The sequence below is a fragment of the Mycobacterium sp. FW102-FHT13B02 genome (genome assembly GCF_058790275.1).
In genome coordinates this window covers 201,262-216,355 of sequence record NZ_JBYTCM010000007.1, presented here as the reverse complement: position 1 = coordinate 216,355, position 15,094 = coordinate 201,262, and the positions used below count along the sequence as shown (strand labels likewise).

Annotated in this window: 21 protein-coding genes; all 21 read right to left on the bottom strand. The window is 66.6% G+C overall.

The window, feature by feature from the left end; translation table 11 throughout:
• Positions 1-133: 133 nt before the first annotated feature.
• The 21 genes from AC3WTE_RS15155 to AC3WTE_RS15055 all read right to left on the bottom strand — a co-directional run bounded on the left by AC3WTE_RS15155 (position 134) and on the right by AC3WTE_RS15055 (position 15,023).
• Positions 134-406 (bottom strand): hypothetical protein, encoded by a 273-nt coding sequence (locus AC3WTE_RS15155; protein WP_492438662.1) that lies wholly within the window; start codon positions 404-406, stop codon positions 134-136.
• A 55-nt stretch (positions 407-461) separates the two neighbouring features.
• Entirely contained in the window at positions 462-1,919 is a 1,458-nt protein-coding gene (locus tag AC3WTE_RS15150) for an AAA family ATPase (RefSeq protein ID WP_492438661.1), read from the bottom strand.
• Between the two features lie 45 nt (positions 1,920-1,964).
• Positions 1,965-2,168, bottom strand: coding sequence for a hypothetical protein (locus tag AC3WTE_RS15145; RefSeq protein WP_492438660.1), 204 nt, complete (start codon positions 2,166-2,168; stop codon positions 1,965-1,967).
• A gap of 8 nt (positions 2,169-2,176) precedes the next feature.
• Complete coding sequence (locus AC3WTE_RS15140) at positions 2,177-2,959, bottom strand: hypothetical protein (protein WP_492438659.1); 783 nt, start codon at positions 2,957-2,959, stop codon at positions 2,177-2,179.
• 311 nt (positions 2,960-3,270) lie between these two features.
• Positions 3,271-3,495: a hypothetical protein gene (locus AC3WTE_RS15135; RefSeq protein WP_492438657.1), complete on the bottom strand. Its 225-nt coding sequence runs from the start codon at positions 3,493-3,495 to the stop codon at positions 3,271-3,273.
• Between the two features lie 127 nt (positions 3,496-3,622).
• A complete protein-coding gene (locus AC3WTE_RS15130) occupies positions 3,623-3,754 on the bottom strand; it encodes a hypothetical protein (protein WP_492438656.1) in 132 nt (43 codons plus the stop codon).
• Positions 3,755-4,567: 813 nt separating this feature from the next.
• On the bottom strand, positions 4,568-5,377 hold the full coding sequence (locus AC3WTE_RS15125; RefSeq protein ID WP_492438654.1) for a hypothetical protein: 810 nt from the start codon (positions 5,375-5,377) through the stop codon (positions 4,568-4,570).
• A complete protein-coding gene (locus AC3WTE_RS15120) occupies positions 5,370-5,519 on the bottom strand; it encodes a hypothetical protein (protein ID WP_492438652.1) in 150 nt (49 codons plus the stop codon). The genes AC3WTE_RS15125 and AC3WTE_RS15120 overlap by 8 nt, the downstream gene beginning before the upstream one ends.
• A gap of 138 nt (positions 5,520-5,657) precedes the next feature.
• Positions 5,658-5,888 carry a hypothetical protein gene (locus tag AC3WTE_RS15115; protein ID WP_492438650.1) on the bottom strand — a complete coding sequence of 77 codons (231 nt, stop codon included), beginning with the start codon at positions 5,886-5,888 and terminating at the stop codon, positions 5,658-5,660.
• Positions 5,888-6,034: a hypothetical protein gene (locus AC3WTE_RS15110; RefSeq protein ID WP_492438648.1), complete on the bottom strand. Its 147-nt coding sequence runs from the start codon at positions 6,032-6,034 to the stop codon at positions 5,888-5,890. The genes AC3WTE_RS15115 and AC3WTE_RS15110 overlap by 1 nt, the downstream gene beginning before the upstream one ends.
• Positions 6,031-6,354, bottom strand: coding sequence for a hypothetical protein (locus tag AC3WTE_RS15105; protein ID WP_492438646.1), 324 nt, complete (start codon positions 6,352-6,354; stop codon positions 6,031-6,033). The genes AC3WTE_RS15110 and AC3WTE_RS15105 overlap by 4 nt, the downstream gene beginning before the upstream one ends.
• A 194-nt stretch (positions 6,355-6,548) precedes the next feature.
• A complete protein-coding gene (locus AC3WTE_RS15100) occupies positions 6,549-7,160 on the bottom strand; it encodes a hypothetical protein (protein WP_492438644.1) in 612 nt (203 codons plus the stop codon).
• A 38-nt stretch (positions 7,161-7,198) separates the two neighbouring features.
• The gene (locus AC3WTE_RS15095; RefSeq protein ID WP_492438642.1) at positions 7,199-7,915 is read right to left on the bottom strand and encodes an HD domain-containing protein; all 717 of its coding nucleotides are present in this window, start codon (positions 7,913-7,915) and stop codon (positions 7,199-7,201) included.
• 91 nt (positions 7,916-8,006) lie between these two features.
• Entirely contained in the window at positions 8,007-8,225 is a 219-nt protein-coding gene (locus AC3WTE_RS15090) for a hypothetical protein (RefSeq protein WP_492438640.1), read from the bottom strand.
• Complete coding sequence (locus AC3WTE_RS15085) at positions 8,226-8,666, bottom strand: hypothetical protein (protein ID WP_492438638.1); 441 nt, start codon at positions 8,664-8,666, stop codon at positions 8,226-8,228. It abuts the gene before it with no gap.
• Between the two features lie 74 nt (positions 8,667-8,740).
• Positions 8,741-10,681: a beta strand repeat-containing protein gene (locus AC3WTE_RS15080; RefSeq protein ID WP_492438636.1), complete on the bottom strand. Its 1,941-nt coding sequence runs from the start codon at positions 10,679-10,681 to the stop codon at positions 8,741-8,743.
• 101 nt (positions 10,682-10,782) lie between these two features.
• On the bottom strand, positions 10,783-11,037 hold the full coding sequence (locus AC3WTE_RS15075) for a hypothetical protein (RefSeq protein ID WP_492438634.1): 255 nt from the start codon (positions 11,035-11,037) through the stop codon (positions 10,783-10,785).
• Complete coding sequence (locus tag AC3WTE_RS15070) at positions 11,037-11,168, bottom strand: hypothetical protein (RefSeq protein ID WP_492438632.1); 132 nt, start codon at positions 11,166-11,168, stop codon at positions 11,037-11,039. The genes AC3WTE_RS15075 and AC3WTE_RS15070 overlap by 1 nt, the downstream gene beginning before the upstream one ends.
• Before the next feature lie 252 nt (positions 11,169-11,420).
• Positions 11,421-12,899, bottom strand: a complete 1,479-nt coding sequence (locus AC3WTE_RS15065; protein ID WP_492438630.1) for a hypothetical protein — start codon at positions 12,897-12,899, stop codon at positions 11,421-11,423.
• Positions 12,900-12,940: 41 nt separating this feature from the next.
• Positions 12,941-14,701 carry an ATP-binding protein gene (locus tag AC3WTE_RS15060; RefSeq protein ID WP_492438628.1) on the bottom strand — a complete coding sequence of 587 codons (1,761 nt, stop codon included), beginning with the start codon at positions 14,699-14,701 and terminating at the stop codon, positions 12,941-12,943.
• A 94-nt stretch (positions 14,702-14,795) separates the two neighbouring features.
• On the bottom strand, positions 14,796-15,023 hold the full coding sequence (locus AC3WTE_RS15055) for a hypothetical protein (protein ID WP_492438626.1): 228 nt from the start codon (positions 15,021-15,023) through the stop codon (positions 14,796-14,798).
• Positions 15,024-15,094 lie beyond the last annotated feature (71 nt).

The following is a 15,094-nucleotide window of genomic DNA, read 5'->3' as shown; positions in this document are numbered from 1 at the left end:
CCTGGCGAACAGGTAGTCGACCCTGGTCCGGCGGTGCCACGCCATCAGCTGGCCTGACCTGGCCTCTACTGCGCTCTCGGCCGCGGCGACGTCGTTCTCACCGCGCTGGCCTGCGGGACCGGGCCCCCGGTTCTCATGGGCGGTGGTCGCCAGCCAGATGCCCGCGCCACTTGACGTCGAATTCAGCGAGTGCTTCTTGCTTGAGTTCGGCTAGATACTGCGCGTATTCGTCCGGGTGTGCGGCCTTCAACCGCGCCAAAGCCTTGGTGGCGCACCGTGACACAAGCAGGTAGCGCACGGTGGACCGTCGTGCCCCACAGCTGCATTCAGTGACCAATTCCGGCGCGGGGTCCTCGTCGAGCACCTTGGGGTGGTCAAGGTCGACCACGTCCGCGTCGTACACCATTGGTTACTCCCTCGCGCCGTTGAGCGGAACCCACCAGGCCTGGAGGGTGTCCCCGTCAGCCGGCCCGCAGCTGGGTCGGCTGACCGACTGGTTTCGGCCGCGCGGTGAATCGATCAATCCACGCCAGGCCACGCCGATCGAGCTGATGACGCGCCCGCGTCACGGCGACGTAGCCCAGCATGGCGTCCACCTTCGCGATCTCACCACTGCTCGGCTCGGTGAAGTCGCCGGCGATCCGCACTGTGTCCCACTCACGCCCCTTGGCTTTATGCGCGGTGGAAACCACTGTGGTGGCGCGCCTTTCGTCAACCAGGGCGTCGACAGCCTCGATGATCGCCTCTGCGCCGTACTCCTCGACCAGGTCCACCAACGGCTTGAGGTCGCGGCCGGCCTGATCATCCTCCACGTACTCCACCAGTGCTGCCCAGGTTGCAAACAAGAACAGTTCGGGGTGGCTGGTGCGGCGGCCGTTTTTCAGGTCCTGGGCCGCCTTGGCCAGCGCTCGGATACCGCCGCCACCGCCGGCCAGTGCCACGCGCTGCCCGTCTGCCAGCAGCGCCATCACCTGTTTCATCGCCTCAGCGTTGGTGCGACACAGGATCGCTTTCGGCGCGTGCAGGTCCGCCAATTCCGATGCCAGATCGGGGTTTCCCGTCAGACGCATCGGCGTGCCGATCTGCTGCAGCCACTGATTGGCCTGGGCGGCGATCACTGGTCCAAAGCGCCACGATCGCGACAGGAATAACCGTTCGTCGGCGGGCCAGCTATCGAGCGCATCGATAGCTCCGCGCCATTGATACAAGGACTGGCACGAATCGCCCACGGCGATCTGCTGGGCATCGCGCTGATTCTGAACGAGCTGCGCGACAACAGGATTGGAGTCCTGTCCTTCGTCAAGCATAATGACATCAACAGACAGTTGAGGCTTGGTCAGCGCCCACATCTTCAAGTAGTGATCATGCTGAAATTTCAACGCTCCGTCGTACGAGCACACATCTTCCCAGGCCCGCTGCGCGTACGGCACAACGATCTTCGCCAGCGCGTCGTGCTCGGTGCCCATCACACCGTTCTGCTTGGGCACATGGAAGACGTCGAGCTCGTCGTCGGCGGAGTAGCAGAAGCGCTGGACGGCGTCCACGGCGATCCGGGCCATCTGCACCGGCGAGATCGACCGTGTCTTACTCAACTCGAGCCAGCTGGTGCCCAACACCTCGGCGCGGCGGGCCGGCAGGTCCCGCGGCGCGTCCAACCGGTGGCGGTACTTGTACCCCACCGCGGCCATCGCCAGCGAGTGCGCCGTCCTGCAGTCCACGTGTGCCGGGAAGGCGCGTGAGGCTTCCCGGGCGGCGTCGCGGTTGTATGCGGTGTAGATACCCGTGCGGCCGCCAAGAGCGTGGGCCACCATTTTCAGCGTCGACGTTTTCCCGGTGCCGGCACCGGCCTGAATCACCAGGTGCTTTTGCGCCCGAGCGGCGTCGATAATGGCCGCCTGCTCCTCGGTCGGTTTCAACATATCCGCAATCTATGCCCGGACTCTGACATCCCGAACCCACGAAAGTTACATCGCGGCCGGGTGCTCTATTCGAAGGGGCGTGGGAGGCGCCACGGCGGCCAGCAACGCCCGCAGCGCCAGCGCCGTTCGTGGGCTGCTGGTCCGATATCGATGTGCTTGCCTGCGTATGTAGGTGGCTTCCATCGCCACCAGTACGGCATCGTCACCGAAATAGAACTCGCGTACATGCAGGATGCGCAGAACGCTCATCTGCCGGGTTAATCCAGTTGCCAGGGAACAGGTCCGGACGAGCGCAGCTCGAATGCGTCGAACCGGGCCTCGCGGTCGCGAAGGTCCTGGAAAGACTCGATGCGCATCATCTGGCCGGGCTCGGGCTTAGGGCGGCCGAAGTTCACGGGTTCAAGGTCGCTGAGCGCGTCGATATCTCGCCGGGTCGCGGTGGACATGGTGGCATCGCGGAAGACGAGTACTTCGGCGTCGACGACGGCGCAGCGCGGGTTGGTGCAGTGCAAGCGGATACGGCCGTGGTCGGCGGCGGTGTCGCCGGCGGCGAGCTCGTTGGTGTGCTCGCCGCAGAACAGACACACCGTGGGGCCGGGGTTGCGGCGGACGTGCGGGGCGGTGCCGGCGGCCCAGTCCTGATCGCTGCGGATGTCCCACGTGGGCCGCTTGGTGACCGGACCGAAGTGGTCGAGGATGCGGACGTCGGACCGGTTGCGGGTGGCGGTGGTGTTGTCGTCGACCACGATGACGTCGTATTCCCTTGCGGCGCAATCGCTGTTGTCGCAGTATGCGCTGACGCGGCCGTTGTCGGTCGGCTTGTCGCCGAAGGACCGGATGCCATTGGAGTGACCGCAGAAGTAGCACTCGAACGGCTGGTTGGAGGGGGTGCGCATCCAGGGGGTGGTGCCGCGGCGCCAGGTGCGGGTGGCAGCGGGCGCCGAATGATCAACGGCGCGCATGGCGTCGGGGCGGTTGGTACCCGGGTTGGCCTGCTGCAGGGCCTTGGCGGCGCGCTTGGTGGCGTAGTTCTTCGTCATGACAGTCCCTATCACTCTGTGTGTGACGGCGACCTGTACTCACCGCCGCTGTAGTGACGGTTGTCTTCTCGCAGATCCAGTGGACCTCTGCCCTCAGATGTCGACGGTGGTACAGGCACCAGTGCGACTCGGGGTCAACCATGCGATTGGCTCTGCAGACGACTGTACCGCGGCCCGCCGTCCCCTGGCCGCGCCGCCGTGCCGCGCCAGTCGTTCTCCCGCCAGTACCGCACGTTGCCGCAATAACGTGCGGTACAGAGGGCATCAGTGGCGTTTGTGGTGAAAAGGTGCGGCATGGACTGGGCCAGGAGCTATGCCGGCGGGGCTGCGGCGGCATTGAGCGCCGACAGCTGCGAGCCGCGGAGACCCCACGCGGTCACGGTCAGCTGCAGCCCGTCGGGGAACCGCAGCCTCTGCGTGTCGGTGAGCTCGCGCTCGGCGATGGTATCGCCGACGGTGACGTTCAGCGTGACGCCTGTAATGCACTCGATAGCCCCGGAATTGGCACTGCGCAGTCTCGGGCAGTGCGTAGTCAACGGCGCTCGGCGCATGCAAACCAGCGGCGGCGTACACCTCGCTTTCGGGTACGGCCACGAGGTACGCGAATCGCCTCAATGGAGGTGTTCGTTGGCCGAGTCGTATGAGTGCGCTGGCGTAGCCGGTTCAAGGTTGCGAGATGCGGTGCCCTCCCTGCTGGGCGATCTCGGCCAGGCGCAGACCCGTCGCTCCGCCGTGACGTTCCGCGGCAACGCCAATCAGCGCGCCCAGCCCGATCGGCGAGCGGATCGCCGTCACAGCGCCGCCTGGACAGCTGGATTCGGATCGCTCCCGCGAGCCGGCGCCTCGCATGTGAGACCGCGCACCGGCCCGGTCCGAATCCTGGCGGCGTAGCCAGCCGGGCACTTCGCGCACGAGGGTGGACCGCCGTTGGGATCAGGCAGCGTCACAGCATCAATCGGGCATTCGCCCTGCACGGCGCCAGCAGCAACGGGAAGGTCAGCGCCCGCAGCCAGCACCACAATCGCTGACAATGCGGCTGACACGCCCAGCCGTAAGAGGCGGTGCGTGAGGGCGAATGCCCTTCCGGGGCAACTCGATGGTGTCGGCATCACGTTCCCATCGACGTGTGCTGTCGGAGTTCTTCCGCTCCCCGGGGGCGGTGTGGCGGTGCTAGCCATCGGCCCGTGTCCTTGCTTTCGTCGTGCATTTGTGGAACTCGCCCTCATGAGATGTTATGGGCGCCCAGCATTTTCGGCACATCGGCGAACAGGACAGATGCCGTACTCCTTGACCGCACGCGACGGGCTGGCCGCATTCAGTGCAGTTGGGTCCACGCCTGCTCATCGGTCGCCGGCCCTCATGTGCTCATTCCTGTGTCGGCTACCGGCATGCCTTCGCCGTGATGACAGCACCACGCTGGACGGAAGTGGCCGGTATAACCACACACACGCTCCCCGGCTTGGCCATAAATGCAGTGACTAGGTGCGAGTGGATCGACTTGTGGTCGTCCGCCAGCAGCTACGTCGCCCGGCCCGTCGACCTGCTTCCCCGCAGCGCGGTCGGCCACGGTCGCGGCACCCATCGGCGTGGCATCCATTGACTGACTGCTCACGCGGCACCCTCCTCAGCCCGGTCCAAGACGTCCACGATGTGGCCCTTCCGGAGCTCGTGCCCGTCAACGTCCGCCTGCAACTCAGGTCCACTCAACGTCCATGTGCGCCTGCAGTCTTGACACTGTGCGGTGATGACGCCGTCCGTCGCATGCGGGTTCACGAAGGCCTGCGAGGGCTTCTCGACGCGTCGCTGGGTGACGGGCGCGGCGAAATCGCCGCGCCCGGGAGCTGGTGCCGTCGATGCCGCCGCGGCCGCTGACGCAGCCGCCGGCGTACGTGTTTCATCCGCAGCAGGCACGCCTCGGCCGCTTCGGTGCGTGAACCTCGGATCAACCGGTGGTGCCCCGACCTGCTCTGCGCTCCTGCGTGCGCACCTATCGGCTGAGGACGGTGCGCAGCGCCACCCGGTTGAAGTCCGGGTATACCGGCGGGTGCCGTCGCGACCGCAGACCTCGCAGATGTGCTTGACCGCGTCCTGGGCCTTGCGGGCGGCTATTCCAGCGCGGGACGGCTTGTGCGCGGCTTTTACTTCTGCGAACGCCGCGGCGACGTTCGACGAAGGGGCACCGATCCTCGACGCAGCGAGGGCTACATCACGCAGTTGCGCCTGCTGTGCGGCGGCGGAGATGTGGCCGACGAGGCCCTCGACCACGCCGGCCACGATGTCGTCCCTGCGGGCGTGTAGGTCGTCGATCATGCCGTGGATGAAGCCGCCGACGATGTTCTCGATAATGAGTTGGATGTGCTCGTCGTCCAGGGTTTCAATCGCTGCACGGATGGTGTCGAGGCAGTTGCGTTCAGCCATCGACCCGCTCCCACATGGCCACCACATCAAAGAGGTCGTTGGCCGCATGTTCCTGCACATGGCCGTTCAATACTGGGCGTCGTGGCACCGCCACTTCCGGAGCCTCCTCTATAGGCTCCATTCCATCGTCAGCTGCATTCATCGCTCTTCCTAATCAATCCGAAATATGCGCACGCTCACCGTGCGCCTGGGTTCCCTACTGCTGCGGCGACGTCTCGCTGGCATCCGTGTGGCGGGAAGGTCTGGGCCACCAGGCGGAAAGATGCGACGGCGGCGGTGATCATGCCGGTACCACCGGACGCGCAGGCGGGTACTGATCCCAGATTTCACCGTCGAGCTCGCGGCCGGCGGCATGCTTCCCGAGCCGCCACACCCCGCTCCAGTCGCCCCCGGCGTCCAGGGCCCGCTGCTCGTCACCGACTTCGCCTGTCAGCAGATTCACGTAGGCCTGCGGCTCACGGTGGTCCGCACCGTCGAGATAACTGCGCCAGGAGCCCCATTGTTTGAACATCAGTGGAACACCGGCGTTTTGGCACTGGTCTCGAAGGCTGCGCGCCATACCGACTGCTGCCCAAAATGTTTCGGCTCTGGCTGGCTCTGCGCCGTCAGCTCTGGAGCTTCTCCCACGGGCTCGACGCCGTCTTCGGTGGCGTTCATCGGGGTCCTCCTGTGAGGGGTGCCCCGATGAAGCTGCGGTTCACTGAGGACCCGCCGCGGCCGGCTTCCAGGAAGGAGACGACACCGACGGCACCGCCGACGACGGCGGCAATGACGACGATCGGGCGCAGGAGCACGTCGATCAATGGAGGGCCGAACAAGCCCGCGATGACAGGCGCGAACGTCTCGTGGAGGCCGAACAACGCCACCACGAAGGCGAACAGGAACAGGGACGATGCGGTGAAAGCGAGGATGGCCATGAGGGCCGCCCGCGCGATCCGGCGAGCCAGCAGGTGCTGACGGGAAGTGGTGGTGCTCACTGAGAATCCTCCTCGATTGGGACTTGCGGTGGGGGGAACGTTGAGGTCATCCGGTAATGACGGAGCCAGTCGGCCGTGTCTTGATCGAGTTGCACAGCGACACGGCGATACCCGCCCACTGGATCGCACCCAAGTCCGCGATCCGCATCCGGTGGCAGTAGTTGGTCCCCGCTTGAGCCCATCCCTCATGACGCTCATTCCAGCCCCCGGCGCCGCACCTGGTCACGGAAGGCCTCAGCGCGGACCCGGTTCGCCCTGGCACGGGCCAGGAGATCCTCGGCGGTCTGTTCCAGCTGGCGCGCGAATTCGACCTGCATGTCCGCCGAGCGGCTGGCGCTTTCGCGCGCAGCTTCAAGGACGCGTGCCGTATCGGTTTCGACACGTAGTGCCCATCCGATAGCGGCGCCACCGCTGATGTCAGGTGGCCACGCCGGATAGTCGACCGCAGATACCGGGGTGTCGTCGAGATCGACCAGGCTTCGTAGTTCGTCGATTTCCTCGGTCGCGGCGCCGCGCTCGGTGAGCTCCCAAAACACTCTCCTCCCAACGGCTCCCGATGCGCGCCGCACGATTCCCCGTTTCTCGAGCGCCACGAGGTGCGTATAGACCTGCGACGTGAACGGTCGGGCTTCACATACATGCCAGGTGATGTGGCACTCGACCATTCGCCCCTTCTGGTGTTCGTAATGCGCGATGGTGGGGTACTCAGTGCAGTCGGTGTCGGAGCGGAAGCGACGCCACGGCATATGCGGCACAAGGGCACTCGCGGTCATAGGTCCATCGGCTGACCGCAGCGCGACGATCATCGCGTCCCGCAACATCTGGGGCGGCCACACCGGGACATTCATCGCAGGCCTGCCCCTGCCGGCGAGCGGTCCACGGGAATCCCGAAGTACGTACCCATCCTGCGCAAGACCCCGCGGGCCTCACTGACCGGGCAGCCCGTGGTGCTAACGAGGTCAGCCGCGGCAAGGACCAGGCGCGCTTCAGCAACCAGCAGCGGACCGTACCGCTTGAGCGCTCGATGCACCGGATGATCGCTCTGGTACCGCACCAGCACCTCGGCGATCCGCTCACTGGGCGTCACCGCTGTGCCGTCGGGGCCGGTGCTCAGGTCGGCGCAGCTCAGAATCAGCAGCTCGATCGCGTCGGGCACCGGATAGGCGCGCAGCTGCCCGTCCAGCCCGCGTTCCCGGGCTTCGTACACCGCGCCTGTGTGGTGGGCAATCAGGCCAACAAGCGCGGGCCCTGCGGCGGTTCCCACCGCGGTGCCCGCGACAAATGCCGCACCGTCGATCGGGTGAAATCCGGTGTCCGCCACCGCGGGTGCGTACCCGATATCGTGAAGTAGCGCGGCTGCCACCACGACGTCGACGCGCTGCGGTGCCAGAAACAACGACGCCAAACTGCGCGTGCGTTCGGCGACCGCCACGGTGTGGGCATACCGCCGCGGCAACGGGTCACCGAGATGCTCGCGCGCCATTCGCTGGGCGCGGTCGATGAGATCGCCCGCGGGCTGGATCGTCTCCTGTGCCGGTTCTGTTCTGATTTCGGTTAACACGTGATTGCCTCCCAGTTCGCCTCGGACTTGCGTATGTCGTTTTCGCCCGCAGGCTCAGCCAGTTCGGTTCCTTGCGGGTGCGGGCGGCGGGTCATCGCATGCCGCCGAGCAGTGGACTGATCGCGTGCGGGTGTGTGCCGCCGAGAAACAGTGCGTGGATGCACTGGTCGCAGCATTTGGTGATGGTGGCGCTGTCCACCAGGCCGGGGTGGCCGACGGGCTGATTGTTCAGCGTTGCTGCCGGTAGCAGGCCGTGGTTCGTGCAGCAGATGCACTGTGGCCCTGGTTCGGGGACTCGCGGCGCGCTCATCTACGCATGTCCTTCGGTCAACGCGGTGGGGCCGCATCGGTTGACCATTACCTGCTCGGACTTATCCAGGCCGGAATGGTCTGTCGATTCATGGTGGTTGATCTCGGCTCCGCGTTCCGCCAACGCGTAGATGTATTCTCTGGCAGCGGAGTTCAGGTCCGATGACACGCCGCTTTTGTCCACGTTGTCCAGGGCGTTGGCCAAGCCCACCAGGTCATAGTCGCGGTGAAAGGCGGGATCGGGGCTGGCGGCCGGCGACAGCGACTCGTGGGCGAGATAGTTGACCGCCGCGAATGCGCCACACGTTCGGGCGTCGGGTGTCTGTGTCGTGCTGGGCTGCGCATGTGCCGGCCATGTGTATCCCGCTGCGCCGCAGCCGATTACCGCTGTGGCCAGCAAGAGTTGCCTGGCCACAGCGCTGCGTGTCCTCAGTGGTGTCATGCTGGTCCCCTCGGTGCGTGGTGGGGCCGTTGGCGTTTGGTCTCCACCGCGAATCCTGTTGCGGTTTCTCAGTTTCATTTGTGCGTGGCGTGGGTCTGAGTCCCGGTGTCAGTGCTGGCAGCGGCGTGCTTGCCACCTTCGCTCGATGGGGTGGCTTTGACCGGGGTGGGGGTCTTGGCGTTGTCGGTGTCGGGCTTGCCGTGCTTTCCCGAGGTGGAGCTGGTGAGGTTGGTGGTGCTCGGAGCGGTGCCGGCCGTGGTTTCCTTGCCGGCGGCGGGCGCCGTGGCTCCGGCCTTGGTTGAAGTGTCGGTGGCGGGCTTGTCGCTGGCGATGCTGGTGGCCTTGGCGGTGCTGATGGCCTTGGTGGAGTTCGACGCCGTGGTGGTTCCGGTCTCGGGGGTAGCGGACGGGGCCTTGCTGGTGGTGGCCGTCTTGGCCGGTTCTGAGGTGGCCGCGACGGCTGCCGCGGAAGCACTGGTAGCGCTGGTCTTCGTCGCTGCCGTTGTCGCCGTGGCGGTTTGGCTGGCGGCGGCCAGTGACACCAGCGACTTGGCGGACGTGGCGGGAACCGCGGCGGCCGGGGCGGGGCTGGAGAGGCCGGTGATGGAGGTGACCGCGCCGATCAGAGTTGCGACGGTGTTCAGGCTGGCGGTGATCGCCGCGGCGGCCACTTTGATGCCGGTGTTGAAGGCGCCCGCGACGCCGTACACGGTGTTGGTCAGCAGTCCGGGGACACCGACGGCGGTCAGCAGACCGGCGGCGATCTCGGCGACACCGTTGCTGAACGCGGTGACTGAGTCGGCTGCGGCGTTGACCAGTGCCGCGCTGACGGTGAAGGGAATGGGCGCCAGTCCTGCGACGACGGTGGTGGCGGTGCTGGTCACGGTTCCGATGGCGGCTTGGGTCGCGGTGTTCAGGGCGGCGACCCAAGCCTCGGGCGACAACGGTGCTGAGCCGATGGTGTTGATGATGGTTTGAATGGCCCCGTTCGAGGTGCCGTTGCCCAGCCAGGTGTGGGTGATGTGCTCGGCGGCGGCCGCCACGACGCCCAGTGTGCTGGTGGCTCCTCCGGTGATCGCGTTGGTGACGCCGTTGACACCGGCCAGGATGGCTTGCAGGGGTGCGGCGACGACTCCCTGGACGGCGGTGATCAGCCCATCGACAATGTTGTTGTCGATACTGCTTTTCACCCCGTTGACGAGGGTGTTGACGGCGTCGACGATGTTGCCGATCTGGGCGGTGACACCGGTGACGATGGTGCCGCCGAGGCTGATGGCGTTGGCTCCCAGGTCATTTGCGGCGGTGATGACGTTCGACAGGACGCCTCCACCGAGAGTGAAGGGCACATCGAGCAGGCCCACGTAGGACGCCAGGCTCAGCGGGTTGGTGGCGATGCCGGCGAAGGCGAGCAGCGCGGTCGCGGCCGACCCGGTGATGGTGGAGGTGAGCAGATTCGAGATCTGCTGGGTGGTCAACGTGAGGTCGGCGTTGGCGGCAGTGACGGTGCCGGCCAGCCGGGTCAGGCCACCGGAGCTGACCGCTTCCAGGGCCTGCAGGGCGCCCGAGAGCAGAGGGCTGGCCGCTGATGCGGTGATCAGGGATTTCCAGAAGCCGCTGTTGAGGGACGCGGCGCTGGTCAGGACGGTGGCCAGGGTCTGGCCGGGGACGCCGACAATCGTGGCGATGGTGGCGTCCAGTGAGGCCAGTTCCGTGTTGACAGCATCTTTGAGGGACTGAATCTGATCAGCGGCAGCGTCGAGGTGAATGCTGGGCACGGTGATGCTGGGCAGGACATGCTGCGGCAGCGGGGTGTGCAGGGCGATCGGGGCGAAGGCCACGGCGGTCGCGGCGGTCAGGGCGACGGCAGCGGTCGGGAACCGCAGCGGCGCGGCCACGGCGACGCCGGATCCGCCAGCGCGGTGTCGGGCGCTGTTACGCGCGGCGGGCAATCCGAGGAATTCGCGTACCGGAACGGTTTTGGCGTTGCGGGAGTGACGGCCAGAGTTATTGGGCATTGGGTTTCCTTGTTTTTCGAAGAGTCGGGTATGGGGTTGAGGTGTCGTAGCTGGGATGACGTCGGCCACGGCGCCGGTGCCGTGGGTACGGGTCTGGGTGCTCATGCGGAAATCCGTTGGTGCGCACGCAGGTAGAGATCGGTGGGGCCGCCCGGGCGCGCGAACCATCCGGCGGCGATCAGCGCGTCCCGCGCCTGCGGGGACGTCTCGAACAGCTCCATCGCCGCTGTGCTGTCGGTACAGCCTTTCCAGCCGTGCGCGTACCAGGCATATGGTTGCCCGTCGGGCATCACCACCAGCCACCCGGCGACGGGGACCGCCGCAGACACCGACGCGTCGTCAAATGTGTTGCCCATCAGTGCTTCTCCCCGTCGCAGGTCTGCACGATCGGCCATCGCACGCCGCCTTTGGTGTCCGCGCGGGCACCGCGGCCCGCAGCGCGCTCAGCCGGGCTGGACGTGCATGTGATCGTGGCGCGATTAGCCATGTCCGAATCTTCACCCCCAGATGTGACATCCCGTGATCTCACTGCTACGGGAGTGCTGGGCACCGATGAGATTGCGCCGGGAACGGCGTTCAGCGCCACGACGCCGGGCATGCCGGCGGTGCGAAAAGGGAGGGGAATGATGCCTCACGGCGCCGTCGAACGAACACCAGGATCACGGCCCTGAGGAAGTGGTGCTCGAGCTCACGCGGCGTCCGAGACTTCCGAACACCACGGCTGGCAGAGGGAAAACCCCTAGCTGTGGGGGTAGGTGAAGTGCAGCGGACGGCCTTCGCTTTGCCGGACGCGCTCGACAATGAACTCCGGCGGCTCGAACCCGTCGAATTCATCCATGTTCGCGCCCGCGTCGATGAACAGCAGGATCACCGCGCGAGCCAGCTCGATGGTTGTGTTCTCGCCCGGCCAGCTCGCGACCGGGACCGGCCAGATCGCCCCGCTGGTGTCACGGAAGAATCCGCCGTTCTCGGTCATATAGACGCGTGCTGCCATGCCGGTCGCGGGGACCACGGGGCCGATCGTGTGCACGATCGTTCCACCTTGGCAGGCGATCCAGCAGTCCGGAAGGTTCGGGTGCACCAGGTACTCGATCGGCCCGCCGGCCCCGTCGAACTCGCGCTCCAGGAGACGGAATCCGAGCTCGTCGGGAACCGGTGCCGCGACCAGCCGCGCCAACCACACCTCAGCCAATGGCCCCGTCAAGTCCACGCGCCGCACGGCGTTGACGACACCGCGCATCGGAATGGCCTCGAAGTCGACGGCGGCAGCCAGCTGCGCATCCGGTGCCCGCTGGTGCAGCAGCAGCGTCACCTCCCCGGTGCTCACCGGCGCGGGCGCCGGGATATGCGCCGGCCCCGCGGCCACATTGAGGCCCGGCAGGTCCGCGTAGCGGTAGCCCTCAGAGGCTGGGTCGCACGCACTGACCTCCCAGATCAGCTTCTGCATGCGGTGACTCAGGCGCCCCACAACGTCTTCGACGACCGGTGTATGCACTGCGGCGAGGGCTTTGCCCAGGGCCTGCGGGTCGTACTCTTTGGTGCCCACCGTGATCTCGGTCGGGCGATCCCCTGGCCGCCACGCCAGCATGGCCTCGCGGTCCCGCAGTCCATAAGGCCAGTACGGCAGCGATGTCCCCAGTAGATGGTTCAGTTCGCTCCATCCGAACCGTTCGGTGCAGATGCTGACGGTGTCCATCGCATGCGACAAGCGGCCGTCGGCCACCCACACGCCCGGTTGCGGCGTCTCGTAACCGGGACGGATCGGCGCATCACCGCCGCAGAGGATCGCCACAGCACTGGCCCCCGTCAACCCCAACAGCGCGTCAGCGGCGCGCTTGCCCTTGGCTCCCTCCGAATCGCGCACGGGATACCCCACCGCAATCACACCGCGGCCATCGCGCGGATCCCAGCTGTGCACCACGAACTCCGCGTCCAGCTCGGCGATCACAACATGGCTGGTGTGCAGCAGCCGCGCTGGGCCGCGCTCATCAGAGAGCGGAAACAGCCGAGGTATCCGCTCATCGCCACCCCGAGTGTCCAGGTAGGTGTAGATCTCCGCCAGGCTCCACCGCCGGCCACCCGCATCAGGCTGCGCGCCGAAGAAATCTGCCGCCAGCGACCCCTCAGCATCCCCCAGGTACCGCGCCACTCGGTCCGCGGTCAGATAGCTGTCATACCAGCGCGACGAAGCGCGCCACTGCTGCTCCCCGCCATACACACCTCAAACGGTATCCCCACCCGCTGACATCCCAGCCCGCGTCACCGCTTACCGGGAGCCGATTGCCCGTTGAGGAACAGCACCTCGGTGACCGCCACCTGCCCCGGACTGGGATAGTCAATCAGCCCTAAAGTCCGCAGTGCCCCAAGGTTATTGGCGTACCCGCTCGACGCAATGGCCACCCCGGCGCGCTCGGCCAGCTCGCCGCGACTGACCGCCGACGGATACATCGCGATGAGTTGTCCAAGGAGCTTCCAGCGTGCCGGCGGCACCATCTCCCGGATCCGTTCATGCAGCTGCGCGGTCGTCGGGGCCAGCGCCGGCGCCGCGGCCGCAGCGATGCCGGCGTCGGTCAGCGCCACCTGCCCGCCGGCGGGATAGTCGATCAGGCCAGCGGTCCGCAGCTTCCCGAGATTGTTGGCATAGCCACTGGACCGGATGCCGACTTTGACCCACATAGCCAGCTGCTGGCGGGTGGGCGCGGTCAAGCCGATACCAGCTAGCTCGGCCAGGGCGTTGAGGATGCGCTGCAGCGCCGGCGCCAATCCACCCGCAGGTGCATGCTCCACTGCCGGCGGCGGCCCAGCGGCGGGCCGCTCGACCGGCGCGGCCGGCGCGGCCTGTGCGATCGGCTGCACGGACGGTGGACCGGGCGGATCGGGGACCTCGGCCACGGCAGCCATCAAGTCCTGTGCCGCCTCCGCAGCCCGGCCAAGGCCCTCACGCACCGAAGCGATCGCGTCCACAAGGCCCCCGGCCGCGGCCACCACCGCCTCGGGCACGTACGGCACCTGCACGTGCACAATGCTCGGCTCAGGTACCTCAACCGCGGCCCCGGCACGCAGCTGCGCGAGCTCACGCTCAAGCTCAGCGATCCGCGCGGTCAGCGCCCGTGGATCGGCCGCCGCGGCACGCTCCCGGGTCGCCTCTATCCGTTCTGCGATCTGGCGCAGGTCGACGTCGGCGCGGGTTTTCGGTTCCCGCGCCACGCTATTGCCGCGATCCCTGGTCGGGGAACAGTCGAAAGTGTGCGCCCGCCGAACCTGTACGCGCATCAGGATCGCCCTCTCGGGTGCCCACCACCAGCCTTCACCAACCGCCAGCGTCGGCAGCGTGGCGGACACCGTGGCCCACCGCTCGTCATCGCCCTGGCCGCGAACCCAATCCGCAATGGCCGCACGGTCATTGGGCGCGGTCACCCGCATCGCCGCCAGGATATCGACCTGCGACAAAACATCCTTGTTCAGGACGGCCGGCCTCTGGGAGGCAAGTGTCGTGCCCAATCCGGTGTTGCGGCCGCGCCGCACGATGTTCTCCATCGCCACCAGCAGCTGCAGATCATCACGCCGCGGCTTCTGCGGCGCGAACAGATCCGCTTCGTCGATGATCAGGTGCAGCAGATGCTTATTGCGGCGGTAGATCCGGTCCAAGAACGCCGCCACGAACGTGCGCTCCTGGGTCCGGCTGGTGAACCCACTCAAATCCAACACCATCGACAGGCCTTCGTCGACAGCCAGATCCGCCATCAGCGTGCCCGCCGAGGGCTCCAGCGGCGCATCACCGTGGCTGCCACCGAACACCGGGATCGGCAAGCCCTCACCGGTACCGTTGGCGCTCGAACGCAAGCCCCAGAACACGCCCATCGGGTCGATGATCACCGTGTGCACGTGGGCGGCATTGAGCTCCTCGGCGATCACCCGGCACGTCGCTGACTTGCCCGCGCCGCGCTTGCCGAGCAGCCCGAGGCTGCGGCCGGCGACGTAGTCGACGTCTAGATCGAGCCCGTCAGCGAGATTCATCATCACCTCACCAGCTCAGCCGCACGTAGGCCCCGCACCAGCGTGCAGACGCCAGATTCGTTGCGTGCCAAGGTGTCGGGCATGGTGCGTGTCCTCGTCAGTGGAGATGCTGCATGAGATTCTGGGCGAATTGGGCTACACCGCTGGTGGCGCCGCTGCCCGCCACGCCACCGCCCGCCACAGCCATGCCGACCGCCACGATTGCCCGCACGGCTAGCCGTTCGATCCGGATGATCACATGCACGATGAACGACAGCACCAGTCCGATCCCGACCCCGATCATGATTGCGGGGTGCGAGGTCGCGAAACTGATGGCAGTGTTCACGGCGCACCGGTCCTTTCGTGTGTGTGCCTCTGATCAGGCATATTCGGTCATCATTGCACGCAGGGTCACTG